Origin of the sequence: Paenibacillus sp. GCM10027626 (genome assembly GCF_042676285.1) — a bacterium.
Classification (GTDB): domain Bacteria; phylum Bacillota; class Bacilli; order Paenibacillales; family Paenibacillaceae; genus Paenibacillus_Z.
On the sequence record NZ_JBHTHC010000002.1, the window covers coordinates 640,593 to 666,721 of the forward strand.

A 26,129-nucleotide genomic window follows, 5' to 3' on the forward strand; every position below is an offset into this window, starting at 1 on the left:
TGCAAGAGGGGGAATGTGGCAGTATACGAACGAAATTCGATAAGAATCATCATGTAAGCGATTCCTATAAGGGATTCACTTTGTCAGGAGGTTGGGTCTATGACGGCATCCCCGCTATGGAAGCGGATTTGGAAGCATAAAGTCTTTTATTTGTTTATGCTTCCCGGCATTATTTGGTTTTTCATTTTCTCATACGTACCATTGTATGGTGTACAGGTCGCTTTTCGGGATTTTAATTTTACAGGCGGCTTTACCGGAAGTCCTTGGGCCGGCCTCAAATATTTCAATCAATTTTTTGATTATTATCAATCTGCTGATATTATTCGCAACACCATTATTATTAGTTTGCTGAAGCTGATTATCGGCTTTCCGATGCCGATTATTCTTGCGATTCTGCTCAATGAAGTGAGAATGGTGAAATTTAAGAAAACTGTGCAAACGCTTTCCTATCTCCCGTATTTTGTGTCCTGGATTGTAGTCGTTACGCTGATGCAGCGTTTATTGACGCCGTATGGCGGTCCGGTCAACGATCTGCTAGGCGGATTCGGCATTGAGCCGATTCAATTTCTCAACAATACGTCATGGTTTTATCAAATTATTATTGGCTCAGATATATGGAAAAACATTGGCTGGAACTCGATTATTTATATGGCTGCTATTGCCGGCATTGACCAGCAGCTCTATGAAGCTGCCAAAATCGACGGGGCGGGCCGTTTCCGGCAAATATGGCATGTGACGATGCCGGGAATCCGCAATATCGCTGTCATTTTGTTCATATTATCTGCCGGCAGCCTGATGAGTGCAGGATACGAGCAGTTGCTGCTGTTGAATGGCCCGGCAACGGCTGCGATCGGCAGTGTGCTCGACGTTCATGTTATCACCTCGGGGATCAGTCAAGGGCGATTGAGTTATGCGGCTGCTGTCGGTCTGTTCCAGAGCCTGATTGCCTTGATTTTGATTGTGACTGTGAACAGGATTGCCCGCAAAGTAAGTGATGTATCTCTTTTTTAAGGAGTGGTGCATTTGAGACGTTCATTCTCTCTATTTTCGCTGTTTAATACGATTTTTCTGGCCCTGGTCGGGTTTTCGATGATTTATCCATTTATTTATATTTTGGCATACTCGCTTAATGACGGCAAAGACTCCATGCTGGGCGCGATCTACTTCCTGCCACGCAAATTTACGCTGGACAACTATGGGCAGGTGTTCGAGAATGCGAAAATATGGCAGGCCTATAAAATTACGCTGCTGCGCACGCTGATCGGTACGTTTCTTCATGTATTGCTTTGTACATTAATGGCTTATGCACTGGCGAAAAAGACGCTGCCAGGCAGAACGTTTTTTACCTTTTACATTTTTTTGCCGACGATTTTCAGCGCCGGATTTATTCCGTTCTTTATTACACTGCAGAAGCTTGGCCTCATCAACAGCTTCTGGGTTTACGTCATACCGATGCTGTTTAATTTTATGCATATCGTCATTATACGCACGTTCCTGCAAGGTATACCGGAAGAGCTGGAGGAATCGGCCAAAATCGACGGTTATGGCGATTTTCAAATTTTCATGAAAATCATTTTGCCTTTGTCCGGGCCGGTACTGGCAACGATTTCGCTGTTTATCGGGGTTGCGCATTGGAACGACTGGTTTGCCGGAGTTTATTATGTGTCGAATAAAGATTTGATCCCGGTCCAGACGCTGCTGCAGCAAATGCTCACAGAAGCGGAAGCTTTGTCCTCCTCCATGCAGCGTGCAGCGCAGCAGGGCGGGCAAACGATCAGTGTCAATACGGCGGGCGCGACACCGGAGTCGCTGCGCATGGCGCTGCTTGTTATTACCGTATTTCCGATACTATGCGTTTATCCGTTCCTGCAGCGTTATTTCGTCAAAGGTGTAATGATTGGTTCAGTCAAAGGATAACGGTCTTCTTCTCACGAAAGAAGGCTTTATCATATACCATTTTTCATATCATTGGAGGGTTTTGGATGACAAAGAAACGGCTTAAATTCGCTTCTATTCTCCTCGCCGCCACACTAGCCAGCGGTTCGCTGTACGGCTGTAGCAGCGGGTCGTCTTCCGGAGGGGATGGCGACGGCAAAGTGGTTACGCTTAAGGTGCTTCATAACTGGAATGGCTCCACCGGCGCGGATGTCGATATGACGCCGATCGAAAAGGTCATCGAGGAAAAAACCGGGGTCAGAGTAGAATGGGAGTACACAAAGGGCAGCGAGGTTGAGAAGGTCAACCAGATTTTTACGACACAGGATTTGCCGGATATTTATACGGGGCCGGCGTGGGGCGGCGAGCTGGATAGTATTATTAAAGCGGCGAAGGAGGATCAATTGGTTGATTTGAGCGATAAGCTCGATAAATACCCGAACCTGGCGAAGCTCGTAGCTAAAGAAAATGTCCCGCCGGCGCTCAATGAAAAAGCGATTGATGCTTATGGCGGCAAAAAATATTTGCTGCTGCAAAATCAGCCGGCGACCGATAAAGACGGCATGGACTGGCTATACGGCTTTTATGTGCGCAAGGATATTGCCGAGAAGGTGGGTGTTGACCCGCAGTCCGTCAAGACAAAAGAGGATCTGTATCAGCTGATGAAAAAAATCAAGGATGTCGATCTGAAAGCCAATGGTCTGCCTGTCATCCCGTTCGGCGGTTTCCATAACGGCTGGGCTGTCGGTATAGGCAATACGATGTTTTATCCTACCGATTACAACGACAAAGGCGACGGTACGCTGGAACATGTGTTTATGACAAAAACGTATGACGATTATACGTTATACTACCGGAAGCTGGTTTCCGAAGGGCTGCTCGACAATGAAGCCTTTACCCAAACCGATCCGATTGCGCAGGAAAAAATTAAGCAAGGGCGAATCGCGATTTTGGCTGCCCATTATCCGGCCATTCTCGATGCTTCCAAAGATTTTGTCAAAGCGAACCCGGGCAGCGATTTTGTGCCGCTTGGCCCGCTTGAGCGCGCCGGCGCCGAGCCGAACCGTCCGGCAGATCTGAATATTCAGGGCAATAATGTCACGGTCATTCCGAAAAAATCGAAAAATGTCGATGCGGCTTTGCGTCTGCTTGATTTTCTCGCCTCCGACGAAGGCTTCCTGCTCACGCGCTACGGTATAGAAGGCACGCATTGGGAGATGAAGGACGGCAAGCCGATTGCCAAACAGGAATGGTTCGATAAGTTCACCCAGGATACGACGAATAAAGTGCGGAAAAATGAAGGGATCGGCATCGGCTTTGAATCGATTTCGGGGCGCGACCAGCTTAATTCGCTAGGCAATGGTGATATTTGGGCAGACCAGGAGCGAAATGCGGCAATGGATAACGCCCGCAAAATTCTTCGTCCGAATGGTACGCAAATTATTTCCGCTTTCAGCCCTGGCGATGTAATAACGAAGTCATCGCAATGGGAGATGCTGAAGCCGTCGATGGACAAAATGGGCGATGCTTGGAAGGAAGCGGTATATGCCAAATCTGACGAGGCGGCGTTGAAAATTTTGAACGATTTGCGGGAGCAAATCAATAAAACGGGTTACCCTGAAGCGATGCAATTTGTCGATGAGCAGCTGAAAGGGAAGGAAGTTATGAAATTCGGTATGCCGAACTAAATTTTTTAAAAATATAAGAAAGTATAAGTTTCACCTTATACATGGCTTATATTTCTAAGTGAAGAAACTTGCCTCGCGCCAAGGATTGCGTCAGCCGTTTCTTCTTACTTGGCAGGGAGGGGCTGCGGCTCTTCCCTTTGTATAGAAATCGTAGACAGGCAGCATTTTTCATTCTTCTCTCCGCCACTTTTTTCTTCGATCTTTCTTCCCCGCAACAAACAGCGTTTCCTCACTGCGGCAAATAGAGCGGTTTAGCAATGACGGCGAGCGAATTTTATTGATTTGCGTCAAAGGTCCTCCTGAATAAAACTATGACAAAATTAAATAATATATATTTATTCTATACTAATATTATATTTATTATTGACATGTTCTATATGCTATATTAAATTGACATAGTGTGTTTTGTTCCTTTTTAAGGGGAAGAAACTTGCCTCGCACTAAGGACGGCGTCAGCCGTTTCTTCTTGCCGTTTATCACTGTAATAAAGGGAGACTTGAATTATGCCATACGAAACGTATAAGCCAGAATCGATGAAATCGCTGCTGAATGATATTGATAAGCATATTTATGTGCCGATCGCGGATTTAAATGTAACGGCGTGGGTAACGAAGGAGCCTGTTCCTTATGCTGAGCGGATGTCTGGCAACAAAATTGCATTGGCCGCCGGTGACCGCTGGGGCGAACTGTGGGATTGCGCATGGTTTTGCTTTACAGGCAAAGTGCCGGCACAGGGCAAAGGCAAGAAGGTCGTGCTGCTGATCGATGTCAATGGCGAGCTGTGCCTGGTTGACGAAGAAGGAACACCGCGGCAGGGGCTCACCAACATTAACTCCGAGTTCGATTATTCGCTTGGTCTTCCGGGAAAGCGTGTTGTACATATTAGCGGCGCTTCGACTGGCGAGGAGACGATCGAACTATGGGGCGATGCCGGCTGTAACGATTTATTCGGCCGTTATCGCAGCGGGACGCTGAAGGAGGCGGTCATCGCCATTTGCCGGGAGGAAGTGCGGCAGCTGTATTTCGATTTCGAGGTGCTGCTGGAAACGGCAGAGAAGCTGCCGGAAAAAAGCGCGCGCAGAGCGCGCATTGCCAAAGCTTTGTATGATGTATCCCTGCTGCTGACTGATATGAGCGACGGGAAAGTGGCAGAGGCGCGGCGCATTCTTGGCGAACAGCTAAGCAAGCAGGGCGGAGATCCGGTACTGACGATCAGCGCTGTCGGCCACGCCCACCTCGACCTGGCCTGGCTGTGGCCGCTGCGCGAGACGATCCGCAAAGGGGCAAGAACATTTGCCACTGCGCTTAGAATGATGGAGCAGTACCCGGATTATATTTTTGGAGCCAGTCAGCCGCAGCTGTACGATTGGATGAAGCAGCGCTATCCGAAGCTGTATGAGCAGGTGAAGGAGCGGGTGCGCGAAGGGCGCTGGGAGCCGCAAGGCGCGATGTGGGTCGAATCGGACACAAATGTGCCTGGCGGCGAAGCGTTAGTCAGACAGGTGCTGCACGGGAAACGATTTTTCCAGCAAGAGTTCGGCATGGAGATGAAATCGCTATGGATGCCGGATGTTTTTGGCTACACAGCCAGCCTGCCGCAAATCCTGAGGCTGTCAGGCGTCGATTATATGATGACACAGAAGCTGTCATGGAGTGTATACAACAAGCATCCTCACCACACTTTCATGTGGGAGGGCATCGACGGTTCGCAGGTGCTGACTCATATGCCGCCTGAGGATACGTACAACAGTCCGGCGGCGCCGCGTTCGATCGTGAAAGCGGAGCAGGAATACCTGGACAAAAGTGTATCCGAACATTGCCTGATGCTGTTCGGTATCGGGGACGGGGGCGGAGGCCCGGGAGAGGAGCATCTCGAGCGGCTGGCCCGTGAGAAAAATCTGCTTGGCTTGAGCCCGGTTGTGCAGGAACATTCCTCGGCCTTTTTTGCAAAGCTGAATCAAGGGACCGAGCGCTATCAGACATGGCGCGGAGAGCTGTACCTGGAGAAGCATCAGGGAACGCTGACGAGCCAAGCGCGCAATAAATGGTATAACCGCAAGCTGGAAAAAGCGCTGCGTGAACTTGAATTTGCTGCCGTTTTGGCGGCCGCCTCTGCCGGAATTCCGTATCCGGCCGAGCAGTTGGAGACAATCTGGAAAGAAATGCTGCTCTATCAGTTCCATGATATTTTGCCTGGTTCGTCGATCAAGCGGGTATATGACGAATCGCTGGAACGTTATGCGATCATGCTGGCACAGGTAGAGGAAATGATTGTCGAGCGGTATGAAGCGCTGGAGAAAGCTGGCACTTCTGCTTCCGCTGCAGATACGGAAGACAGGAAGCATGCTGTCATGGTATTCAACTCTTTATCCTGGAAGCGTGAGGAATGGCTGAATGTAGAAGGACGATGGCTGCGCGTTCAAGTGCCGCCGATGGGGTATGCGGTTGTCAATGATGAGGCTGCGCCGAGCGCTTCGTTCCCGGCATTGCGGGCATCTGCGGCAGAGCGGCTGCTTGAAAATGACCTGCTTAAGGTCGCGTTTAATGCCGAAGGCACAATCGCCTCCATCTTCGATAAAGAGCTCGGACGCGAAGTGATTCAGCCGGGAGCGGCCGCCAACGATTTGCGCGTGTATCATGACAAGGGCGATGCCTGGGATTTCCGTCAAGATTACAGACAAATCGAGAGCAGCAAACCGGCGCTCGTTGAGACATCGGAAATGGCCGACGGCCCTATAGTCGGCTTGGTGCAGCAGTATCGTTTCGGCCAATCACTGCTGATCCAAAAAGTCGTACTTACACAAGGAAGCCGCAGAATTGACTTCGTGACCCAAGTGGACTGGCAGGAATCGGAGAAAATGCTGCGCACCTCGTTCCCGGTCGCTGTCCGGGCAGATGCCGCCAGCTGCGAAATTCAGTTTGGTCATATTAAGCGCCCGACGCACCGCAACACGATGTGGGATTATGCGAAGGACGAAATTTGTGCGCATCACTGGATCGATCTCTCTGAGCCCAATTATGGCGTAGCCTTGCTCAATGACAGCAAGTACGGCCATCGTGCAGAGGGCAATGTGCTTGATCTGAATTTGCTGCGGTCGGCGACATTCCCTGATCCGGAGGCAGATCGGGCGGAGCATGCGTTCACTTACTCGCTCTATCCGCATCAGGGGGATCATGTACAGGCTGAGGTATACAAGCAGGGATATGAGCTGAATGTACCGCTGCGCACGGCTGAAACTGCAGCTGCTGCTGTGGAGGGACGCTCTTTTCTGGAATTGACCCATCCGCATGTCATGATCGAAGCGGTGAAGAAGGCGGAGGACAGCGATGATGTGATCGTGCGGTTGTATGAGACAGCCGGAGGACAGGCGACCACGGCGCTGAAAGTAGGGCTTCCTTTCGGTGAAGCGTGGGCGGTGGATTTGCTGGAAAATCCGCTTGAGCGCATCGCGGCGGCTAAGGATGATGAGATCAAGTTGACCTTTGGGCCATTCGAAATTCGCTCGATCCGATTAACGCTTAAAGATATAGTTTAATTGCTGATGGGTAGAGTCGGTAGAGGTTTGGCAGGGGAGGGCAGCTGCTTCAGGCAGTGTGTCCTTCTTTTTTATTGGCCTAGTCAACCCTCTGATAGTTTGGTATATTGAAGACTTAGTCTTTTTGCTATGTTGCAGATCTTGCCAGAGAAGAGGGGATGACAGGCATGAAGGTATATGAGGCTGCACGCAAAAGCTTCCTCAAAAAAGAGGCTGAGGACGCGCATTGTGTCAATCTTGCGGCAGGCGTTTTTGGCGTGTTTGACGGTGTAACGCCACTGTATGAGTACAAGGATGAAAAAGGACATAATGGCGCATTCATTGCTTCTAATCTGTTCAAGGATCATTTTAATGCCTTGCAGCATCCAGCCGATCCTGCAGAACAGCTTGTACAGGCTAATCGTCTGCTGAAAAAGGCGATGATCGCCGCAGAGCAGGACTTGACGCGCAAGCATCGTTTGTGGTCGACCTGTGCTGCGGTCGTTGCCGTGAACGGGCATGAAGCGGCGTTTGCCCAAGTCGGCGATTGTATGATCATCGCCCGGACGAAAGCGGGTGAAAATGTTGTCGTAACCCGCGATTCCGTCAAAGGCAATGCGGAACGGATCCGCAAAAAGCAGGCGGCCGACCGTGCGCGCGGCATTTTTGTGCCGGATGAGGACTATTTTGAAGTGCCGCTGCACCGGCAAGCCTATGCCCGCTGGATGGCCAATACGCCGGAAGGGTACAGCGTTGCCAACGGGATGGATGAAATGGCGGACTATATACAACGCGGCGTGCTGGATGTAGCGGGGCTTCATTATTTGCTTCTCATATCTGACGGGATGGTCTATCCTGACCAGAGCTTTGAAGCTGTGCTTGAGCAGGTGCTGTCCATCGGAATTGAACGCTATATGCTGGAGATGGAAAACTGGGAGAAAGCACATGATGTTCACCCGGACGACAAGACGGCAGTTTTACTGGAGTTTCCGTAAACTTTGTTTGCTGCTTACAATATTGCCTGATAAAAATAAACCGAATATGACTAAGGCCGTCGCCGCTATATCTGTAGATGCAATCTGTTCATCTAAAAATATAGCGGCGAAAATATAGCCGAAAATGGGCGTCATGAACAGCCAGTTGTTCGCTTTCACTGCATCTTGCTTCAATAAATAAAACCACAGCACCATCGTGCCGATGGAAATAATGAAAATGAGCCAGAACAGCGAACCGAATAAATTGGCGTCCATTTTTAAGAAAAAAGTATCCTGTTCGAGAAAATAAGTGAACGGAATTAATACGGTACCGCCGATGATGATCTGCCAAGTATTAATGACAACTCCCAGCAAATCCAATTGTACTTTTTTGAAATATACACTGCCGACCGCCATGGATATCATGCCAAGTGATAACACAATTAAACCGCTGATGCTTGCCTCGCTCTCTGCTATCGATGGCCAGGCAGCGATGAATAAACCGACCCCGGCGATCCCCATGCCGCACCATTCTTTGATCGATAAGGCTCGTTTCAGCCATACATAAGACAAACATGCGACCAAAAAAGGATTGGCGGTTACAAATAAATTGAACAAGCCAGCCGACACTTTGTTTAACGCCCAAAATGTTGCTCCCAAATATAAGGTTGTATTCAGCAAGCCAAGCACGAATAACGGACGCCACTCGCCGGCCCGCGGCCAGCGGTAATGTCGGCGGAACAGATAAACATAACAAAATAACAGCGTACCGGCGATGAGAAAACGACTGGTTGCCAATGCCAGCGGGGTCGTAGAGAGCAAGCCGTATTTGGTCGCAATGGCCGCAGATGACCATAGCAGTGCGAAAAATAACCCTAATGCTGTTTTCATATCAATACTCCTTGGGAAGACTCAACAGGCGAGGACGGCATTCTCCCGTCGCCGAACCCGCCCTTTGTCTATCCCATTGTACCGATTCCTCAGCGGTTTATTTGACCAATAATCAGGTGCATTTGACCGCATGTCGTCAAGTTTACAAGCGATACTGCTGCCGATATTGACTTGGCGTAACTTTTTCCTTTTGGCGAAAAATTCGCGTTAAGGAGGATTGGTGCTCCAGTCCGACTTGAATCGCGATTTGCATAACGGACAAGCTGGTGCTCTGCAGCAGCTCTTTTGCTTTTGCGAGCCGGACTTCCTGAATGTAGGAAGCTGGCGTATGCCCGGTCATTTTTTGAAACCAGTCATAGTAGTAGGAGCGATTGTAATGTTCGAGTTCGGCTAAGCGCTGCACGTTCAACGGTTGATCATAGTGCTCATGAATATAGGCGATTGAAGCAGGCTGCCTCGTTTGCAGCAGGTAATGTGATATATACGGATAGAGCTGCTGCAATGATTTGCTATGCGCACCGTACTGATCCAATTCATGCAAAATAAGTGTGCGGATGCCATGCCATTTGTTATCGAAGGTGTAAGCTGCCGCTTTTTGTTGAAGAATGCCAGGAGCGATCATTACAGCCGGGATATCGATGACAAGAAACTCGTTGCTTGCAGCCGAGCAAAAGGTATGATCCGAATGAGGCGGAATGAAAAACAGCATGCGCTGGTCCACTGTAAGATCGGCTTCTCCGGATTGTATCGACAGCTCTCCTTGCAATGGGAGAATCAACTGCGCAAAGGTATGAGAATGTGTATGCCGGTCGGCAGAATAGCGTCTTCGAGAGACTGTGATTTCATGGCAGAACTTCATGATCCATCTTCCTTTCCTATCTCATCATAACAAAGGCGTAAGGATGGATAAAGTGACGGTATGGATTGTCAGCGCTTTTGATAGCAGCGGATCAATCGTCCGCCGATATGCGTTATCAGAGGAAAAGTGATATGATAGGGGAACAACCCAACGTAATGAAAGGAATGCGATATGACAATAGAAGCAGTCGTTTTTGATTTTGACGGACTAATTGTAGATACAGAGAGTGCCTGGTACGACGCCTGGGTGGCCGTTTACCGGAATTATGGGCTGGAATTGCCGCAAGAGGTATGGATGCGCTGTGTCGGCACCAGCTTCGATGAGTTTAATCCGTTCACTTATTTGGAGGAAAAGATACAGAAGCCGATCGATCGTGAAGCAACTCAGAAATTTACCGAAGAGCAGCATGCCTTGGTCATGCAGGATCGGGATATACGTCCGGGCGTTGAAGATTACTTGCGTTCTGCCCAGTCGCTGGGATTGAAAATCGGCCTCGCGTCCAGCTCGACACGCAGCTGGGTGACTGGCTTTTTGGAGCGTTATGGCTTACTGCAATATTTTTCCTGCATCCGTACAGCGGACGATGTCAGTAAGGTGAAGCCTGACCCCGAGCTTTATGTCCAGGCGCTTGCTTGTCTCGGCGTTGCTGCTAACCAAGCGGTGGCATTCGAGGATTCTGCGCATGGCGCTAATGCGGCAATAGCAGCCGGGCTAAAATGTGTCATTGTACCAAATGCGCTTACGGCCAGCCTTACATTTCCTGATTATGACCTGCGGCTAGCGTCGATGGCGGATCGGCCGCTTGCCGATGTACTGGCGGAATTGTCACAGAAGGTGGCGGACTAAAAGAAGATAGGACAGCGATCAGTTTACGCTGCTTGCTGTCTTATTCATTTGGCTGTCAAAATTGGTTTTAATTGATTTTTCCCTAGAGAAGCGGGGTGAACGCGGTATAATTAGGTATGAAAGGTGATGGCAATGACGATACAATTGATTGATATTGGTGTAAATCTAATGCACCGTTCGTTTCATCATGATCGGGATGAAGTGGTGCAGCGGGCGGCAGAAGCGGGCGTAACGCCGCTTGTACTTACAGGAACGAGTGTGAGAAATAGTGTGGATGCCGCCCGATATGCCGGAAGATTTGCGGGCAAGCTGTATTCGACTGCAGGCATTCATCCGCATGATGCAAAAAGCTGCAATGCCGAGACGATCAGCAAGCTTAGGGAGCTGGCAGCGCTGCCGCAAGTCGTAGCGATCGGGGAATGCGGTTTGGATTACAACCGGGATTTCTCGCCTCGCGATGTGCAGCGCAAATGGTTTATAGAGCAGGTCGGCTTGGCGGTAGAGCTGAACATGCCGTTATTCCTTCATGAGCGTGATGCGCACCACGATTTTGTCTCCATTATGAAGGAGCATAAGCAGGGAATCGAGCGGGCAGTGGTGCATTGTTTTACAGGGAGCGCCGGCGAACTGCGGACCTATTTGGAAATGGGCATGTATATTGGCATAACCGGCTGGATTTGCGATGAGCGCAGAGGCAAACATTTGCGAGAACTGGTGCGCAGCATTCCACTGGACCGGTTAATGATCGAGACGGATGCGCCCTTCCTGACCCCGCGTGATTTGCCGGTAAAGCCGAAGGATGGGCGGAATGAGCCGGCATACCTGCCGCATGTGCTGCAGGCAGTGGCACAATGCTTGAAGATGCCGATCGAAAAAGTTGCAGAGGAAACGACGGCAACGGCGAAACGTTTTTTCGGAGTATAGAAAGGCTGATACATATATAGAAGGCGCGGCGGCTTGAACCTAACAGAGAAATGATGGTTCGATCCGCTGTTTTTTACTATTATGGGGAAAGGGTTCAACATGAGAAAACCTTTTAAAACAGTTATAATTGGCCTCACTAGCATCTTTGCTCTTGTTGTTATCTATGCGGTTAACTATATCAATAATATCGGACTCGATAACTTGAAGCTTATGTATACTTTGAAGACGTCAGATCAGCTTATTATTCAAATGGACGATGAGGGTCACTATCTAGGCATGGGGAAGAGGCTGTCTGGTCATAAGCTTCTTAAAGAGCGCATGGCTAAAGAAGGCTGGGCGTTCACGGAGCAGTTGGGTTCTGGATATTTATTTGAGAAAGCAGGCGAAAAAATGGTGATTACTTCGCAAATATGGAATCACTACTATATTAAATATAATGTTAAAGATAATGTGGTCAATATTGCTGATGAATAAGCCTTATTGAAGAACAGAATCGAGCCAAGGACGCAGGACAGGCAGTACATTCGCGGGCTGCATAGCTCCAGTGTGATCGAGTCCGGGAACAATTTGCACATCCCAGCCAGCATTACTGATTTCCGAATGATGCTTTATCATCGAGCCGGCAATATCTACGGTTACGTTTCCCCATTGCTCTCCGTATTCAATGCGATCTATACTTCCTGCGAAGCAGAGCCGCGGACAAGTCAGCTGTGCTTGCGCCATGCTATCATCGAAATGCTGCAAATGCTCATACAAGGTTACAAACTGTTTCGTTTGCCCTTCGTTCATTGTTACTTGCACATTGGACCAGTCGTAATCTTCGGCTGCTTCTGGTACTTCATTCATAGCTAATTGCTCCTGAGCGGTCGGTTCACTCTGGCCGGCAATCGACATTTCATGAGTAGCTTTAGTGACCTGCAGCATTTCTTGGTAAGGCCCGCCAATAGGAGGGAAGCCCCCCATGATAAGGGTAGAGAGACGATTCGTCCGAATCGCCAGCTGCAAGCCGCTTAGCGCTAGCCATGAGTAGCCGTAGTAGGCGAATTTTGGCGCGCCCGCCGCATCTGCAACGGCAATAAAGTCGCGTGCCACATTATCGGGTGTTAATGAATCAGGCTTTGGCTGCTGCATGACATGTCCTTCGTAATCAAAAGCGATGACCCGGTAGTGGTCGCAAAGCCCATCGATCAACGACTTGCCAAGCGCAGGATCGACGCCCCATTTTTTCAACTCGTCCGCTTGAGCTCCTTCTACAGGGACAGGATTAACAGGCAGCAAAATGGCCGGGCCTTCCCCGCGAATTTCTACATCAATCGTATTCCCATCATGCAGTATAACCTTAATCATGAGATCGCTCCTTTTTGAAGTTATATTTTCCTGCCAATAGATTTTGTAAAATCGTTTGCGTATATGCTGCTTGGTTCTCTACATAGCTGACCCAAAGTCCCACGAGCTCAGGGTGCTTGGACGGATCAGAGGGCTGCTCTTCGGTAGGCAATGTTTGCAGAAATTCGGCCGAGTCGTTCAAGGAAGCAATCCGTTCCTGTAAGATGGCAATTGCTTTTGATCGGGGCAGCATTTCCATAAAAGCAATTCCAACGGCAAAATGCTGAATATCGCTACTCTTCAATGCAGATTCGAGCAGGGCTTCGAATTCTGCTTGGCCAGCTGCAGTGACTGAATACTCTGTGCGGGATGGACCGAGTTTTACCGCTTCTTCAGACTCTACGGACTGTGTCATTCCTTGCGCCTCAAGCTTCTCAAGGGCATGGTAGATCGATCCCGGCTTTACATTCGTCCAAGTGTCCGCCCGCCATGAGGTGATGTCGCTGTAGACGCCGTATCCATGACTGATTCCTTTGCGCAGGATGGAACCTAATACAAGTAGTCGAACTGTTGACATTGCTGCAGTCTCCCATATCTAATCAAATTTGAATAGTGAAGTGTTGGTTCTTATCATAACAGACGTTGCTCAACTAGTCAAATTTGAATAGAGTGGATGATAAAGTTTAATTATAGTTGTTTAATCGCTTCTCTCTTGTGCTTGCTGATCGTACAATAGGAAGTGTCGAGCCCGACAAATCTCCAGGAAAGGAGCTGATCGCGTTGATCTACCATACTGAGGTGATTTCCTCTTAATTGAGGAGCACTCGCTTTGGGGGAGGCCTCTACGGCCTCCTTTTTTACCACATAAAAATTTATAAGTTTCCAAGCTGTGCGGGAAAACAAATTCTTATTGGCGATAAAAACTACCTTTAAACGCGGTCGCACATCCTTGAAGGACTTCGATAGAAGTTTTTCTCAAAATAATGCTTGTTTATTTTTGGAAATTATGGTATCTATAAATTCTGAGGCAGGAAGCGCTTCTGGTCGGGAGACTTTCGATCCGCAAAAAGTACGGGTAAAATTGAAGCATTACCCGTACTTGTCGAAAGCGTTTACAAATAAAAGGGTTACCCGCGTCAAATATGGCGCATATCGCTGATAATCGGTGGGGGGATTTATGTCAATTCAAAATACGCTTCCGGATTTTATTCGCACGCAATTGAACTGCGATCCGGTATTTCAAGTAAAGACAGATTTAATGCCGAATGGGCGCTTCGGGGAGATGTGGCTGGCCATTACGGAGCGGGAGGTTACGTTATGGAGCGCGGACGGCGCTCAGGCGTTCAGACTGGACGTTGACGAACTGACCGAAGCCCGGGCAGTCAATGGCATTGGCGGCGGCACATTGCTTGCTGATACGAAGGGAGGACCGGTTGTCGTCGCCCGTTACACAGCTGCTCTATCGCCGGTATTCGGCTTCGCCGCGAAGCTATTAACCGCAATGGCGAAGCAGGAGGAACTGCCGGTCGTATCGGAAAAGGAATTTCCCCGCTACTGTCCGACCTGCAGCAATCCGCTTTCCGAGGGTACGCAATCTTGCCCGATGTGTAAAAGCAATGGCAAGGTGCTCCTTCGCATGCTGCGCTATGCGATGCCATACAGGAAGCAAATGGCGGTTGCGGTAGTTCTGCTTATGCTGACAGCGGTTATTGAGCTGATACCGCCATTTTTAACGAAGATTATGATCGACGACGTGCTGCAGCCGCAAAATACAGGCTCAGCCTTGCTCTGGGTTGTGCTGGGGCTTGGCGTTACATCGCTTGTAATGTCCGGCATGCAGACGGTTCGCGGCCTTATCGGCGTCTGGGTCGGCTCCAAGCTGATGGGCGATTTACGCGGAGACATCTATAAAGCACTCATGAGGCTTTCATTGGCGTTTTTTGACCGCCGGCAAACGTCCCAATTCGTCGGCCGAATCAACAGCGATTCGGAGGCGATGCGGCAGTTTATGACAGACGGCGTCATCTGGGTCAGCGGAGAGACGCTGCGTATCATTGCAATCTTTGCCATCATGTTCGGGCTCGATTGGAAGCTGACTTTATTCGCGCTTATCCCAGTGCCGTTTATGCTGCTTGTGTCCTTGACCTTATGGCCCAAGATTGGACGGCGGTGGTACCAGCAGTGGCGCTCGATCTTCCGGCTCAATGTGCTCGTAGGCGATTCGCTGCAGGGGATCCGCGTCGTCAAGGCGTTCGGTCAGGAAAAAACGGAGATGTCCCGTTATTCTGAAGCCAATCGCGAGCTTGTGCGCAACAATATCCGGATTGAAGGCTTGTGGCAGGGGATGTTTCCGCTATTTTCATTCGTTGCAGGGATCGGAACGCTGCTCATCTGGTACAACGGGGGCTCCTCCGTCATTCGCGGGGAACTGCAGCTCGGGGTGCTTATGGCGCTAATTGCCTACCTTGGAATGCTCTTTGGCCCGCTGCAATGGGTCAGTCAGATGATCAACTGGGCGAGTCATGCGCTGGCTTCGGCGGATCGCGTCTTCGAGATTATGGATACGCCGTCCGAGGTGCCGGATGCCCGCGATCCGGTCAATATCGGTACGATCCGCGGCGATGTCGTATTCGAAGGCGTCACATACGGCTATGAGAAGCATCATCCCGTCCTCAAGGATGTGAACCTGCAGGTCAAGGCGGGAGAGATGATCGGGCTGGTCGGCCATTCCGGCGCCGGCAAATCAACCTTTATCAACCTGATCTGCCGTTTTTACGATACGGATGAAGGGCGGATCAACATTGACGGAACCGATCTGCGCAGCATCAGTCAAACCGACTTGCGCAAGCAAATCGGCGTCGTTTTGCAGGAGACGTTTCTGTTTGACGGCACAATCGCTGAAAATATCGGGTACTCGAAGCCGGATGCGACGCCAGAGGAGATTATGCGGGCGGCCAAGATTGCCAATGCGCATGATTTCATCGTCCGCCTTCCGGACGGTTACGATACTCGAGTAGGGGAGCGCGGTCACCGGCTTTCGGGCGGCGAAAAGCAGCGGGTTTCCATCGCCCGCGCCATCATCCACGACCCGCGAATTTTAATTTTGGATGAAGCGACCGCTTCAGTGGATACGGAAACCGAGCGGCAGATCCAAGAGGCGATCTCGCGTCTGGTAAAGGGCAGGACGACCTTTGCTATTGCCCATCGGCTGTCGACGCTGCGCAATGCAGACCGGTTGGTTGTTCTGGACAAAGGCAAGATTGTTGAAGTTGGCACCCACGACGAGCTGCTCGCTATCGAGGGCGGCGCCTACCGCAAGCTGGTGGATGCGCAAAAGGAACTATCGAAGATTAAGGGAGTGGAAGGCTGATGAGCAGCGATTGTTATGATATCCGGATGTTTGAACCGGAGGAGGTTTGCTTCAGCCGCGGGCCTGGGGGCGTTTTTCAGGGCGTAATCGACAACAATACCTATCCGGAGCTGGTCGTCTACCGCACCTTCCCGTTTCTATATACAACGCAATACATCTCAATCCGCGATGCCAAAGGGGAAGAGCTCGGCATCATCCGCGATATTCGCGAATTGGATAAGGAAAGCGAGCAGGAGCTGGAGAGGGAGCTGCAGTTCCGGTATTTCCTGCCGCGGGTAACGCGTGTGGACAGCGTGAAGCAAAAGTCTGATTTATGGATTTGGGAGCTGCAGACCAATCTCGGGCCAACGCGGCTGGCGATGAGGAATTTGCATGAATATATGCAATTTCCAGGCGGCTCACGCATTATTTTGACCGATATTAACGGCAAACGCTGCGAGATTCAAGATTGGCAGGCACTCGACAGCCGCAGCCGGATGCAGCTGACAGATGTGGTGTAAACCTATAACCCTGAACCCTGGTGATGATCCAGGGTTTATTTTTTTGGCAGTCGGACGTCACATACAGCTATGATCGCCAAAATAAAGTTTCATTTGGACTGATCAAAATAGCATATTTGGATGGTTTATAACTATCCATTAGCTGTTATACTCAAACAAGCGCTTCTTATATGGGAACAACTTGGCAATTTTGTTGCCTAACCAGCCAATCATGACAATCGTCATTGATTCATAATCGCTTGAGCTAGAGCCAAGCTATCAGGAGGGTGTAAACCATGAAAACAGGTACAGAACGAGTCAAAAGAGGAATGGCCGAAATGCAAAAAGGCGGCGTCATTATGGACGTCATGAATGCTGAGCAAGCTAAAGTAGCAGAAGCTGCCGGCGCAACTGCTGTCATGGCGCTGGAGCGCGTACCGTCCGATATTCGTGCAGCCGGCGGCGTAGCTCGCATGGCTGATCCGACGATTGTCGAAGAGGTCATGAAGGTTGTAACGATCCCGGTAATGGCGAAAGCCCGCATCGGCCACTATGTTGAAGCAAAAGTGCTCGAGTCGCTTGGAGTAGACTACATTGATGAAAGTGAAGTTTTGACACCGGCAGACGAGATTTTCCATATTAGCAAAAATGAATTTACCGTTCCTTTCGTTTGCGGAGCAAAGGATCTTGGCGAGGCGCTTCGCCGCATTCAGGAAGGCGCTGCGATGCTGCGCACGAAGGGCGAGCCGGGTACAGGCAACATTGTTGAAGCCGTACGCCACCTTCGTCTGATTAACGGCCAAATCCGCAAAGTACAGAGCCTATCGAAGGATGAGCTTTATAATGAAGCGAAGCAGCTTGGTGTGCCGTACGAACTGCTGCTGCAGGTTCATGAATCCGGCAAGCTCCCGGTCGTCAACTTTGCTGCGGGCGGCGTAGCTACGCCTTCGGATGCAGCGTTGATGATGCATCTTGGCGCAGACGGCGTGTTTGTAGGATCAGGCATCTTCAAATCCGACAGCCCTGAAAAGTTTGCCCGCGCCATTGTTGAAGCGACCACACATTATGAAGATTATGAATTGATTGCCAGAGTGTCCAAAAATCTGGGCACACCTATGAAAGGCATTGAAATTTCCAGCCTGCGGGAGCACGAGCGGATGCAGGAACGCGGTATATAATAAAGTTTCGAACCGGACAGCCGTCTCTGAACAGAGGCGGCTGTTATTTGTTTGCATGCAGAGTTGCTTTTATCATAAAAGCAGCTCTGCAAGACGATGAATGCCTTCCTCGATTTGCGACTCCTCGACTTTGGCAAAGCCAAGTACCCAGCCTTTCCGGTCGCTTTCCAAACAATATGTGCTCAGCGGATAGACGCGTATTCCGTTTTCGAGCGCCTGATTCGTTAATGCTTCCTCATCGAACGTTTTCTCGGCTTCGAGCAGCACATGCAGCCCCGTTTCCACGCCGCCCAGTGTAAAGCGTTCACCGAGACCGGTCGCGCTGATGGCTTTTGTCATCGCTTCATGCCTCCGCCGGTATACATTTCTTACTCGCCGCATATGCCGCATAAAATGCCCATGCTCAATAAAATGAGCCAGCGTCAATTGCTCCATAATTGGCAGATGACGATAGGTTAGTTCTTGGACGCGGGCAAGCTGGTGAATGGCCTCCATCGGGCCGATGATCGCAGATATACGAATCGCCGGCGCAACCATTTTAGAAAAGCTCATCATATATAGTGTGTTTTGCGGCTGCTGGCTGAACAACGTGGGCAGCGGCGCACCGCGATACCGGAATTCACTATCATAGTCATCCTCGACAATCCAAAATTGCTGTTGTGTAGACAGATGGAGCAGCTGTTGTCTGCGGGGCTCCGACATAATGACGCCAACCGCACATTGATGTGAAGGCGTAACAAAAGCCAGTTTGCATTGTGAAGGGAGGCGTTCTACTTGCAGTCCATACTGATCGACAGGCACCGGAACGACATTCATCCCCCGATATTTCATCGTCAGCCAGGCAGCAGGGAAGCCGGGATCCTCGACAGATACCGTTTCGCCCTCATGCAGCAGCGCTTGGGCGATCAAATCGATGCTATGCTGTGCGCCTGATGTAATAAGGATTTGATCAATATGCACATGAATGCCCCGTTCAAGGGACAAATAACGTTGAATCTCTTCGCGCAGCGGCACGTAGCCGTAGGCGTTGCCGTAAGTCCAGCTGGCCAGATCGGTTTCTGCCGAGGCTTGTAAAAAGGATTGCCGCCATTTTTTTTGAAAATGCTCGTCCAAGTACGGCTCATGCGGACTGAAATCGATCTCGACATTTCGATATTCTTTTCCTCTAAACCAACTATTCATTTGACTGACTGCAACATTCAGCAGCGGCAGCTCCGGGGGGACAGGACCGCGTGAAGCGACATTCTCCGCAGGGACAGGTACATAGCTCCATTCAACTACCCGTGTGCCGCTGCGCGTGGAAGTCTCAGTATAGCCACGGCTGAATAATTCCTCATACACAATCTGTATCGTTGAGCGTGAAACCCCTAGCAGCTGCGCGAGCTCGCGCGATGGAAGCAGCAATTCGCCAGGCGGCCATTTGCCGGTGGTAATGTTGTGGATCGCTTGATCAAGCAGCTGCTGCCAGATCGGACGTTCGTCGTCGCGATTGACGCTAAGCATTCCATTCACCTCTAAATATAAAAATATGGATGAGTCAATTTCGTCATAAGACCGCTGGCAGCTGACGAGTGGGCGGTCGTAGCTTTGAGCGGCCAAAAAAAGGTATGCGGACCTACGATCCGTTATTTGGTCGAAACCAGCTCATTCCGAGGTTCCGCGGACACACGATCCGTTATTTGCTGGTTTTGCCGGGTTTTCGCGGCGATTTAAGGCAAATAACGGAACCACGGTCCCCTTCGCCGTCATTTGACATGTTTGTTCACAGATAACGGATCCATTGTCCGCGACGGCCCACTTCGCCCGCGCTTACAGATGTCCACAATGAATAGACAGCCTCCTACGGTCCGCATCGCCCTGCTTTCTAATGGCTCGTAATCCTCCTTGCTGCACGTGTCGTAGCGAAATGATTGAATAAAAAAGGGCTCTTGCACATCTGCATGAGCCGCTAAACTGAACAATAAATAGAATTGACAAATTAATGAAGCGAGGATATTGTTTTAAAAATAAACTTAATTATAACGCAAAAGCTCGATTATGCCAATAGTTAAGGCGCGCATTTGGAAACGAGCTGCAAGTATCTGAGCACAGTAGCCGTTATTGAGTTTCTTGCACTCAACGAGCGGACGCAGGAATACGGTCCGGTGCTCTCCGATGAAGAAGTAAGAGGGCGATCGAAAGCCGTTGAACGTCTTGTCGGCCGCCTCAACTACGAAGCGATGAATCATTATTGAAATTTGTGTTTGCTAAATCTCATTATTCGAGCATTCTCGCCAACGGTTTGAAGATGGCATTTAGCAAGGTGGTCGGCCCCGGAAGATGCAGAAGATCAAACATAGACAGCACCCATCCGATTAGCAGCAGCACCACAAAGGCTGCCTTGTCTTTTGGGGGATTCTGTTTGATTCTCGGCCATTCAAACCAGAATATAAGGAGGATGATGATAGTCGCGCTAATCCAGATCCTCCAATTCATTGTTTTTCCACCTCTTCTTTGGGCAGCCCTCCCGGCGGACCGATCAAACCCGGCCGTCGAATATGTGCGTCAATAATGGTAGTTACTTCTACTTGCGGGAACAACTCTTCCCATCGCTCTTTCGTTTTTCGCCATTGCGCGGGATATTTGCGATGAAATTCCCTGCCAAAGTTAAAAATATCCACTTTCAGTTCCTGCTGAACGACGCGAAGAGCCAGCTCGATCCGCTCCTTTACATCCTTTTGAAACGATTGCTCCAACTTACTGATTAATTCTGGATGGAGAGGATTCATTTTCGTTCCGTTTTGCACCATATCCCCTTCGGTCCATACCTTGACGACCATCTTCCATTTTTCTTTGTCAATACGGGGGATCAATTTCACTTTGGCCTTGATCGGTTTTAAAGAAATAGCGCCTTTTTCGCCTTTTTCGTTTTCATGTTGAAAAGTAACGGTATATTCTTTAATTTCATTGCGGAGCCACATAACGCCGCGCGTTGTTTTTTCCGTGATCCGTTGGATCATTTTATCTTTTTTGAAAATAGCCGATCCGTATATATAGGGAATCGTTTGCGTTTCTTTGGATCCTTTCTCAGGGGGAAGGATGTGTACATACGGAAGGGTAGCCGCCTGAGATTCTCCGGTTAACATTTTATTCAATTCCTTCATTGTCACTTGTATCCCAATTTGCAGGTCGGATAACTCCCGCAATACTTCCCCGGAGGATCGTTCAAGTGGCGGCGATACTTCGAGCGCGGCTGCCGCTTTGCCTTTGCTGACATACATATAGGCTCTTTCCCGAGGTTGCGGGTGGCGAACGAGGAAGTCCATACTTTCCTGAATGCCTTCCTTCGCCATGGATTCGCCAAATATAAACACTTTGCATTGTCCCCAGAAAAGCTTCCTTGGCACAATGCGCTGCAGTTTCGATAAAGCATCAGCGATATTGGTTCCCGTTTCGCTTCTCACCAAGGTTTGTTTACCCTCTGAGGAGGAGGTGCCTCCTCCCATCGTTCCCCCGCCTATTTTCCGCGGAATCATAATTTGTACGGACAACTCTACCCCTTGGCCTTCCGGTTTATCGATTGCAACCGCCGTAACAAGTGCCAAATCGTTCAGTTCTGTCCGGTCCCAGCAGCCGGCAAGGAGCAAGACCGGTGCGAACACGATTGCCGTTGCGATCATTTTTCTCATGGTGCCGATGCTCCCTTCGGACGCCGCTTCCTTTTACGCAAAACAGCTACAAGCAACAGCAGCAGCGGGATCGCCGCTTGGGTGGTCAAAATGTAAAAAGGACCGGTCGTACTAAGGAACTTCGCCAGTTGGGGGAAGTTTGGCAGATCCCAATAACTGAACGCCACAATCAGGATACCGAGCGGAAGGACGACAGGACGGTAATCGGAGAGATTCAGCCATTGCCCGGCAGATAAAGCGGCCGCATAGTAAAACACGGCGATTTTGATAAAGCTGCCGATCACCCACGCCGCCAGGAGCACCGCCTCCAGATTTTCGATAAATTCAGCAAGGCTGATGTACCGGAATGCGATTAATACGGGATAGTTCTTGGTCGCTGTGTCCTCGCCAAAGAGAAAGTAGACGATCAAGTTGGTAAACAGCAGGCTTGCCACGGCGGCAGACAACGAAATGGTACTCCATTTCGCTCCTTTCTGGCCCTTTGCCAGGAAAGGCAAGAAGAACGAAATAAGAAAATATTCGGAAAACCATGCCTGAGGCGTGGCCGCTCCTTGGAGTACGGGGACGAAGCCATGCTCCAGAACTGGAAAGATGTTTCTCACATCCAGATCGGGAATGAGCAGCAAGAGCATGGCGAGAGGCAAAATAAAAACAGGTGTCAGAATTTGCGCACTCCTCGCCACAAGCTCAACCCCGCCGCGGACCGCAACTGCGCACAGCAAAATCATTGAGCAGATGACAAAGATCATCGGAGTACGAAAAAAAAAGCTGCCGACAACAAACTGGGCATACTCCCGTGCAATGACCCCGGTTGTATGCAAGTAAAAGATGACGAAGACGAAACCGACGATTTTGCCAAGGACTCTTCCTAAAATTTGCTCGCCATATTCAATGACTGTGTACTCAGGATAAAGCTTGTGCAGCCTGTATGCTGCAAAAATAGCCACAAAGCCGCTCACGGAGGCGAGAAGCGTCGCGATCCACAGGTCATTACCGGCATATTTGGCCGTGATGGACGGCAGCAGCAGGAAGCCCGTAGCAAGTATGGTTGGATACATCAGAACTGCTAATTGAACGGCGGATATTTTTCCTTTTTCCAGCATCTCATTTCATCACTTTCCGTATTATGTATCTGTTCCTCGCCCGGGTCCGGGCTTCTGCTCCGGAGCCTGACGGTATTCGTTGTAATCCCCAGTAAAGTGAGGGCGGGTGTCCATACTCCAATGGGGTGCTCTGAGGAGGACATCTTTCATATCGCGTATCTTTTGCGTATCCAGCGGGGCCAGATAGGGGACGCCGAAGGAACGCAGGCTGCACAGATGGAGCACAATCGCAATAATGCCCATCATGATTCCTAAAAGGCCTAAAGATCCAGCGAGAAAAATCATCGGAAAACGCAGCATGCGAATCGCGATTCCGGCAATATAGCGCGGTATCATAAAAGAAGCGATGCCTGTTAAGGCGACTACCATGACCATCGGCGCAGAGACGATACCCGCCTGAACCGCAGCTTGGCCGATAACGAGCGCTCCGACAATGCTGACGGCGGCGCCTACCTGTTTGGGCAGCCGGACTCCGGCCTCGCGCAGCGCTTCAAAGGCCACTTCCATAAGGAGCGCCTCCACCAGGGCGGGAAAGGGGACCGGTTCCCGGGATGAGGCCATGCTAAAAAGCAGGGAGCTCGGGACCATCTCCTGATGAAAGGTAAGGAGAGCCACATAGAACGATGGCAGCAAAAGGGAGGCCGCTAGAAAGATGTACCGCAGCCAACGGATAATCGTCCCGACCAGGAAACGCTGGTAGTAGTCTTCGGCTGCCTGAATCAAGGAGAAGAACGTCGTTGGGGCGATCAAGACAAAGGGAGTGCCTTCCATCAGAATCACCACGCGTCCTTCGAGCAAGCCGGAGCAGGCTACGTCGGGTCTTTCCGTGCTCAACAATTGAGGGAATGGAGAATAGGGATTGTCTTCAATCATTTCCTCGATATATCCGCTTTCCAGGATGCCATCGATCTGAATGCGCCCGAGCCGGTTTCTGACTTCCTCGACCAACGACTTATCGGCGATTCCGTCGATAAAAGCGATGGCGACCTTGGTTTGGGTATAGTCGCCGATCTTGAGCGATTCCATTTTCAGAGCGGGACTCTTGATAATACGCCGAATTTGCGAGATATTCACCTGCAGCGTTTCGGTGAAGCCCTCGCGCGGGCCCCTGATGCTTGCCTCGGCCGAAGGCTCTTCGATGCTCCTTTTTTCCCATTGAGAAAGACCGAGCGCAAGACCGCGGTTTTCCCCCTCACACAGCAGAATCGGGAGCCCGGCCGACATGTACTCGATACACGCTGCAAAGCTTGCGATTTGTTTTGCCTGGGAAACAGATATTTTTCGTTCGAAAAGTACATGGAGGTCCGTGAGCTCCACAGGGGCTGCCTGCATCAACGGAGCAAGTACATGATCGTCGATCACCTTGGCATCGGAAAGTCCTTCAATATAGATTAAAACGGCTTTCGTTCTCTCGCCGATCAGGAAAGAACGAAACACAACATCCGAACAGTTTGTATAAATCGTACGAATCGTCTCAATATTGCTGTCCAAATCGATGTAAAGCTCTTGCTGCGGCTTGGCAACGGGCTGTTCTTGATTTTGCCGAATGTTATTCTGTTTTTTTTGCAGCAGCTTCCGGATATTCCGAATCAAACGTTTCCAGCTCCTTTAGTTCGCCCATGATACCCTATTTTTTCCTAATTGCAGGTAATTCATCCATGGACGAACCAAAGTTGAAGGTACGACGATTTTTCATGATTCGATATTAGAAACTTGTCTGCTTTTCAAGAACGTTATTGGCATCTTTGTTTTCTGGATAACCGGCCGTCTCCAGCGAGGACAAGCTATAAGTTTCATGCGCGCTGCGCTTGCGCTTATGAAGACCCTTTCCGTAATAAAAAGCGACAAGTATCCCATACCAGAGCGGACCGACAATCAACGAAACCCGCGTATCCGGATTGAAGGCCATCAGACCGATGACGCCAGCCAGAAAACCAAGCGTAAGGTACGAGCTGTAAGGATACCATGGCATCTTGTAGCTTAACCGATTACGTTCCGCTGAGCGCAGGCCGCGGCGAAACCGAAGCTGGGCGATCAGTATGATGGACCAGGTCCAGATGGCGCCGAAGGTGGCGATGCTGGTCAGCCACGTAAAGACCTTCTCCGGAACGAGATAATTTAGCGCAACCCCGATCAGCAACGCTCCGGCAGAGGCCAATGTCGCAAGGCCGGGCACGCCTTTTTTCGTCACGCGGCTAAAGCGGGACGGCGCTTCACCCTGCTGGCCGAGATTGAAGAGCATCCGCGCCGTGCTGAATATCCCGCTGTTGCAGGAAGAAAGCGCGGCGGTAATGACAACGAAATTAATGATGCCGGCCGCATATGGAATCCCGATTTTGTCGAAAGTCATCACGAAAGGACTTCCCGCCTTGCCGATTTCATCCCATGGATAAATGGACATAATGACGAACAACGCGCCGACGTAGAAAAGAAGAATGCGCCAAAATACCGTATCGATCGCTTTGGAGAGCGACTTCTTCGGATTTTGCACTTCGCCGGCAGTGACGCCGATCATTTCGATGCCAAGGTAAGCGAACAAGACCATCGGCATCGCCATCAGCAGCCCATAGAAACCGTTTGCAAAAATTCCGCCGTGCTGCCATAAATTGCTGATGCCGAGCGGCTCACCGCCGTTGCCCAGACCGAACACAATCATGGCAATGCCGAGCCCGATCATTAAAATAATCGTCACGATCTTAATAAGCGCGAACCAAAATTCCAATTCGCCGTACAGCTTGACGGCAATCAGGTTGACCGCGGTCATGACGAGCAGGGCGGCCAATGCCCAAATCCAGCGCGGCATGTCGGGAAACCAGAATTCCATATAGATGCCGACCGCCGTAATTTCCGCCATACAAGTGATGACCCAGAGAAACCAGTAATTCCAGCCTGTTAAATACCCGAAGACCGGTTTGATGTAGTCTCTCGCATAACGGCTGAAGGAGCCGGCGACCGGGTTGTGAATCGCCATTTCGCCCAGCGCTCTCATAATAAAAAACATGGCCGCGCCGCCAAGCGCATAGGCGAGCAGAATGCCCGGACCGGCAAGCTTGATGGCGGATGCCGATCCGAGAAAAAGTCCTACACCTATTGCTGCCCCTAGTGACATCAGCGTAATATGCCTTTGTTCAAGTCCACGATGCAGTTGAGGTGCGTCTTGTTTTTTCATGTTGTTCCTCCCAACTTTTGTGAAAGCGTTGTCAAAAATAGTGCCAACATGAGCTTTTGCCAGATCCGGCAGATGCATAAACTTCCGAATGTAGCAAAGGCTAGAACAATCAAAAACTTATGGCAACATACTATCATAATTTGTGTTCACTGGTTTTGTAGAGAATTCAGAAAAGATGACGGTTCTTTTGTGAAAATCGACAAT

22 protein-coding genes are annotated in these 26,129 nt (G+C 50.1%); 12 read left to right on the top strand and 10 right to left on the bottom strand.

Annotated features, from left to right (window positions below):
• Positions 1 to 99 precede the first annotated feature (99 nt).
• From ACFQ0N_RS06610 to ACFQ0N_RS06630, 5 genes are all read left to right on the top strand, one after another.
• Positions 100 to 1,011 carry an ABC transporter permease gene (locus tag ACFQ0N_RS06610; RefSeq protein WP_379324049.1) on the top strand — a complete coding sequence of 304 codons (912 nt, stop codon included), beginning with the start codon at positions 100 to 102 and terminating at the stop codon, positions 1,009 to 1,011.
• A 6-nt stretch (positions 1,012 to 1,017) separates the two neighbouring features.
• Positions 1,018 to 1,917, top strand: coding sequence for a carbohydrate ABC transporter permease (locus tag ACFQ0N_RS06615; protein WP_379324051.1), 900 nt, complete (start codon positions 1,018 to 1,020; stop codon positions 1,915 to 1,917).
• A 65-nt stretch (positions 1,918 to 1,982) separates the two neighbouring features.
• Positions 1,983 to 3,623 (top strand): extracellular solute-binding protein, encoded by a 1,641-nt coding sequence (locus ACFQ0N_RS06620; protein WP_379324053.1) that lies wholly within the window; start codon positions 1,983 to 1,985, stop codon positions 3,621 to 3,623.
• Between the two features lie 503 nt (positions 3,624 to 4,126).
• Positions 4,127 to 7,159: an alpha-mannosidase gene (locus ACFQ0N_RS06625; RefSeq protein ID WP_379324055.1), complete on the top strand. Its 3,033-nt coding sequence runs from the start codon at positions 4,127 to 4,129 to the stop codon at positions 7,157 to 7,159.
• A gap of 167 nt (positions 7,160 to 7,326) precedes the next feature.
• On the top strand, positions 7,327 to 8,133 hold the full coding sequence (locus tag ACFQ0N_RS06630; RefSeq protein ID WP_379324057.1) for a PP2C family serine/threonine-protein phosphatase: 807 nt from the start codon (positions 7,327 to 7,329) through the stop codon (positions 8,131 to 8,133).
• Here ACFQ0N_RS06630 and ACFQ0N_RS06635 read toward each other — a convergent pair.
• Entirely contained in the window at positions 8,116 to 9,003 is an 888-nt protein-coding gene (locus tag ACFQ0N_RS06635; protein ID WP_379324059.1) for a DMT family transporter, read from the bottom strand. The two genes, ACFQ0N_RS06630 and ACFQ0N_RS06635, sit on opposite strands and share 18 nt — an antisense overlap.
• Before the next feature lie 142 nt (positions 9,004 to 9,145).
• A complete protein-coding gene (locus tag ACFQ0N_RS06640) occupies positions 9,146 to 9,862 on the bottom strand; it encodes an AraC family transcriptional regulator (RefSeq protein WP_379324061.1) in 717 nt (238 codons plus the stop codon).
• Positions 9,863 to 10,033: 171 nt separating this feature from the next.
• Here ACFQ0N_RS06640 and ACFQ0N_RS06645 point away from each other — a divergent pair, with 171 nt between their 5' ends.
• From ACFQ0N_RS06645 to ACFQ0N_RS06655, 3 genes are all read left to right on the top strand, one after another.
• On the top strand, positions 10,034 to 10,708 hold the full coding sequence (locus tag ACFQ0N_RS06645; RefSeq protein WP_379324063.1) for an HAD family hydrolase: 675 nt from the start codon (positions 10,034 to 10,036) through the stop codon (positions 10,706 to 10,708).
• 126 nt (positions 10,709 to 10,834) lie between these two features.
• Positions 10,835 to 11,632, top strand: a complete 798-nt coding sequence (locus ACFQ0N_RS06650) for a TatD family hydrolase (RefSeq protein WP_379324065.1) — start codon at positions 10,835 to 10,837, stop codon at positions 11,630 to 11,632.
• 99 nt (positions 11,633 to 11,731) lie between these two features.
• Positions 11,732 to 12,106: a hypothetical protein gene (locus tag ACFQ0N_RS06655; protein ID WP_379324067.1), complete on the top strand. Its 375-nt coding sequence runs from the start codon at positions 11,732 to 11,734 to the stop codon at positions 12,104 to 12,106.
• Positions 12,107 to 12,109: 3 nt separating this feature from the next.
• Here ACFQ0N_RS06655 and ACFQ0N_RS06660 read toward each other — a convergent pair whose 3' ends face one another.
• Positions 12,110 to 12,979 carry an alpha/beta fold hydrolase gene (locus tag ACFQ0N_RS06660; RefSeq protein WP_379324069.1) on the bottom strand — a complete coding sequence of 290 codons (870 nt, stop codon included), beginning with the start codon at positions 12,977 to 12,979 and terminating at the stop codon, positions 12,110 to 12,112.
• Entirely contained in the window at positions 12,972 to 13,535 is a 564-nt protein-coding gene (locus ACFQ0N_RS06665) for a PadR family transcriptional regulator (RefSeq protein WP_379324071.1), read from the bottom strand. Before ACFQ0N_RS06665 ends, ACFQ0N_RS06660 begins: the two co-directional genes overlap by 8 nt.
• A 600-nt stretch (positions 13,536 to 14,135) precedes the next feature.
• On the opposite strand from ACFQ0N_RS06665, the gene ACFQ0N_RS06670 reads away from it, so the two are divergent.
• The 3 genes from ACFQ0N_RS06670 to pdxS all read left to right on the top strand — a co-directional run bounded on the left by ACFQ0N_RS06670 (position 14,136) and on the right by pdxS (position 17,985).
• A complete protein-coding gene (locus ACFQ0N_RS06670) occupies positions 14,136 to 16,328 on the top strand; it encodes an ABC transporter ATP-binding protein (RefSeq protein WP_379324073.1) in 2,193 nt (730 codons plus the stop codon).
• Positions 16,328 to 16,828: a DUF1854 domain-containing protein gene (locus ACFQ0N_RS06675; protein ID WP_379324075.1), complete on the top strand. Its 501-nt coding sequence runs from the start codon at positions 16,328 to 16,330 to the stop codon at positions 16,826 to 16,828. The genes ACFQ0N_RS06670 and ACFQ0N_RS06675 overlap by 1 nt, the downstream gene beginning before the upstream one ends.
• A 275-nt stretch (positions 16,829 to 17,103) precedes the next feature.
• Positions 17,104 to 17,985 (top strand): pyridoxal 5'-phosphate synthase lyase subunit PdxS, encoded by an 882-nt coding sequence (pdxS, locus tag ACFQ0N_RS06680; RefSeq protein WP_379324077.1) that lies wholly within the window; start codon positions 17,104 to 17,106, stop codon positions 17,983 to 17,985.
• 72 nt (positions 17,986 to 18,057) lie between these two features.
• Here pdxS and pdxR read toward each other — a convergent pair whose 3' ends face one another.
• Positions 18,058 to 19,488: a MocR-like pyridoxine biosynthesis transcription factor PdxR gene (gene pdxR / locus ACFQ0N_RS06685; RefSeq protein ID WP_379324079.1), complete on the bottom strand. Its 1,431-nt coding sequence runs from the start codon at positions 19,486 to 19,488 to the stop codon at positions 18,058 to 18,060.
• Between the two features lie 557 nt (positions 19,489 to 20,045).
• On the opposite strand from pdxR, the gene ACFQ0N_RS06690 reads away from it, so the two are divergent.
• On the top strand, positions 20,046 to 20,219 hold the full coding sequence (locus tag ACFQ0N_RS06690) for a hypothetical protein (RefSeq protein ID WP_379324081.1): 174 nt from the start codon (positions 20,046 to 20,048) through the stop codon (positions 20,217 to 20,219).
• A gap of 22 nt (positions 20,220 to 20,241) precedes the next feature.
• On the opposite strand, the gene ACFQ0N_RS06695 is transcribed toward ACFQ0N_RS06690, so the two are convergent.
• From ACFQ0N_RS06695 to ACFQ0N_RS06715, 5 genes are all read right to left on the bottom strand, one after another.
• Positions 20,242 to 20,460 carry a hypothetical protein gene (locus ACFQ0N_RS06695; RefSeq protein ID WP_379324083.1) on the bottom strand — a complete coding sequence of 73 codons (219 nt, stop codon included), beginning with the start codon at positions 20,458 to 20,460 and terminating at the stop codon, positions 20,242 to 20,244.
• Positions 20,457 to 21,653, bottom strand: coding sequence for a Ger(x)C family spore germination protein (locus tag ACFQ0N_RS06700; protein WP_379324085.1), 1,197 nt, complete (start codon positions 21,651 to 21,653; stop codon positions 20,457 to 20,459). The genes ACFQ0N_RS06695 and ACFQ0N_RS06700 overlap by 4 nt, the downstream gene beginning before the upstream one ends.
• Positions 21,650 to 22,756: a GerAB/ArcD/ProY family transporter gene (locus ACFQ0N_RS06705; protein WP_379324087.1), complete on the bottom strand. Its 1,107-nt coding sequence runs from the start codon at positions 22,754 to 22,756 to the stop codon at positions 21,650 to 21,652. The genes ACFQ0N_RS06700 and ACFQ0N_RS06705 overlap by 4 nt, the downstream gene beginning before the upstream one ends.
• Positions 22,757 to 22,777: 21 nt before the next feature.
• Entirely contained in the window at positions 22,778 to 24,349 is a 1,572-nt protein-coding gene (locus ACFQ0N_RS06710; RefSeq protein WP_379324089.1) for a spore germination protein, read from the bottom strand.
• A 112-nt stretch (positions 24,350 to 24,461) separates the two neighbouring features.
• The gene (locus ACFQ0N_RS06715; protein WP_379324091.1) at positions 24,462 to 25,925 is read right to left on the bottom strand and encodes an amino acid permease; all 1,464 of its coding nucleotides are present in this window, start codon (positions 25,923 to 25,925) and stop codon (positions 24,462 to 24,464) included.
• Positions 25,926 to 26,129: the final 204 nt, after the last annotated feature.

Bases quoted from the DNA above. Each gene is read 5' to 3' on its own strand.
- ACFQ0N_RS06610 (WP_379324049.1), top strand. From the start codon at position 100: ATGACGGCATCCCCGCTATGGAAGCGGATTTGGAAGCATAAAGTCTTT.
- ACFQ0N_RS06620 (WP_379324053.1), top strand. From the start codon at position 1,983: ATGACAAAGAAACGGCTTAAATTCGCTTCTATTCTCCTCGCCGCCACA.
- ACFQ0N_RS06625 (WP_379324055.1), top strand. From the start codon at position 4,127: ATGCCATACGAAACGTATAAGCCAGAATCGATGAAATCGCTGCTGAAT.
- ACFQ0N_RS06630 (WP_379324057.1), top strand. From the start codon at position 7,327: ATGAAGGTATATGAGGCTGCACGCAAAAGCTTCCTCAAAAAAGAGGCT.
- ACFQ0N_RS06635 (WP_379324059.1), bottom strand. From the start codon at position 9,003: ATGAAAACAGCATTAGGGTTATTTTTCGCACTGCTATGGTCATCTGCG.
- ACFQ0N_RS06640 (WP_379324061.1), bottom strand. From the start codon at position 9,862: ATGAAGTTCTGCCATGAAATCACAGTCTCTCGAAGACGCTATTCTGCC.
- ACFQ0N_RS06645 (WP_379324063.1), top strand. From the start codon at position 10,034: ATGACAATAGAAGCAGTCGTTTTTGATTTTGACGGACTAATTGTAGAT.
- ACFQ0N_RS06650 (WP_379324065.1), top strand. From the start codon at position 10,835: ATGGCAATGACGATACAATTGATTGATATTGGTGTAAATCTAATGCAC.
- ACFQ0N_RS06655 (WP_379324067.1), top strand. From the start codon at position 11,732: ATGAGAAAACCTTTTAAAACAGTTATAATTGGCCTCACTAGCATCTTT.
- ACFQ0N_RS06660 (WP_379324069.1), bottom strand. From the start codon at position 12,979: ATGATTAAGGTTATACTGCATGATGGGAATACGATTGATGTAGAAATT.
- ACFQ0N_RS06665 (WP_379324071.1), bottom strand. From the start codon at position 13,535: ATGTCAACAGTTCGACTACTTGTATTAGGTTCCATCCTGCGCAAAGGA.
- ACFQ0N_RS06670 (WP_379324073.1), top strand. From the start codon at position 14,136: ATGTCAATTCAAAATACGCTTCCGGATTTTATTCGCACGCAATTGAAC.
- ACFQ0N_RS06675 (WP_379324075.1), top strand. From the start codon at position 16,328: ATGAGCAGCGATTGTTATGATATCCGGATGTTTGAACCGGAGGAGGTT.
- pdxS (WP_379324077.1), top strand. From the start codon at position 17,104: ATGAAAACAGGTACAGAACGAGTCAAAAGAGGAATGGCCGAAATGCAA.
- pdxR (WP_379324079.1), bottom strand. From the start codon at position 19,488: ATGCTTAGCGTCAATCGCGACGACGAACGTCCGATCTGGCAGCAGCTG.
- ACFQ0N_RS06695 (WP_379324083.1), bottom strand. From the start codon at position 20,460: ATGAATTGGAGGATCTGGATTAGCGCGACTATCATCATCCTCCTTATA.
- ACFQ0N_RS06700 (WP_379324085.1), bottom strand. From the start codon at position 21,653: ATGAGAAAAATGATCGCAACGGCAATCGTGTTCGCACCGGTCTTGCTC.
- ACFQ0N_RS06705 (WP_379324087.1), bottom strand. From the start codon at position 22,756: ATGCTGGAAAAAGGAAAAATATCCGCCGTTCAATTAGCAGTTCTGATG.
- ACFQ0N_RS06715 (WP_379324091.1), bottom strand. From the start codon at position 25,925: ATGAAAAAACAAGACGCACCTCAACTGCATCGTGGACTTGAACAAAGG.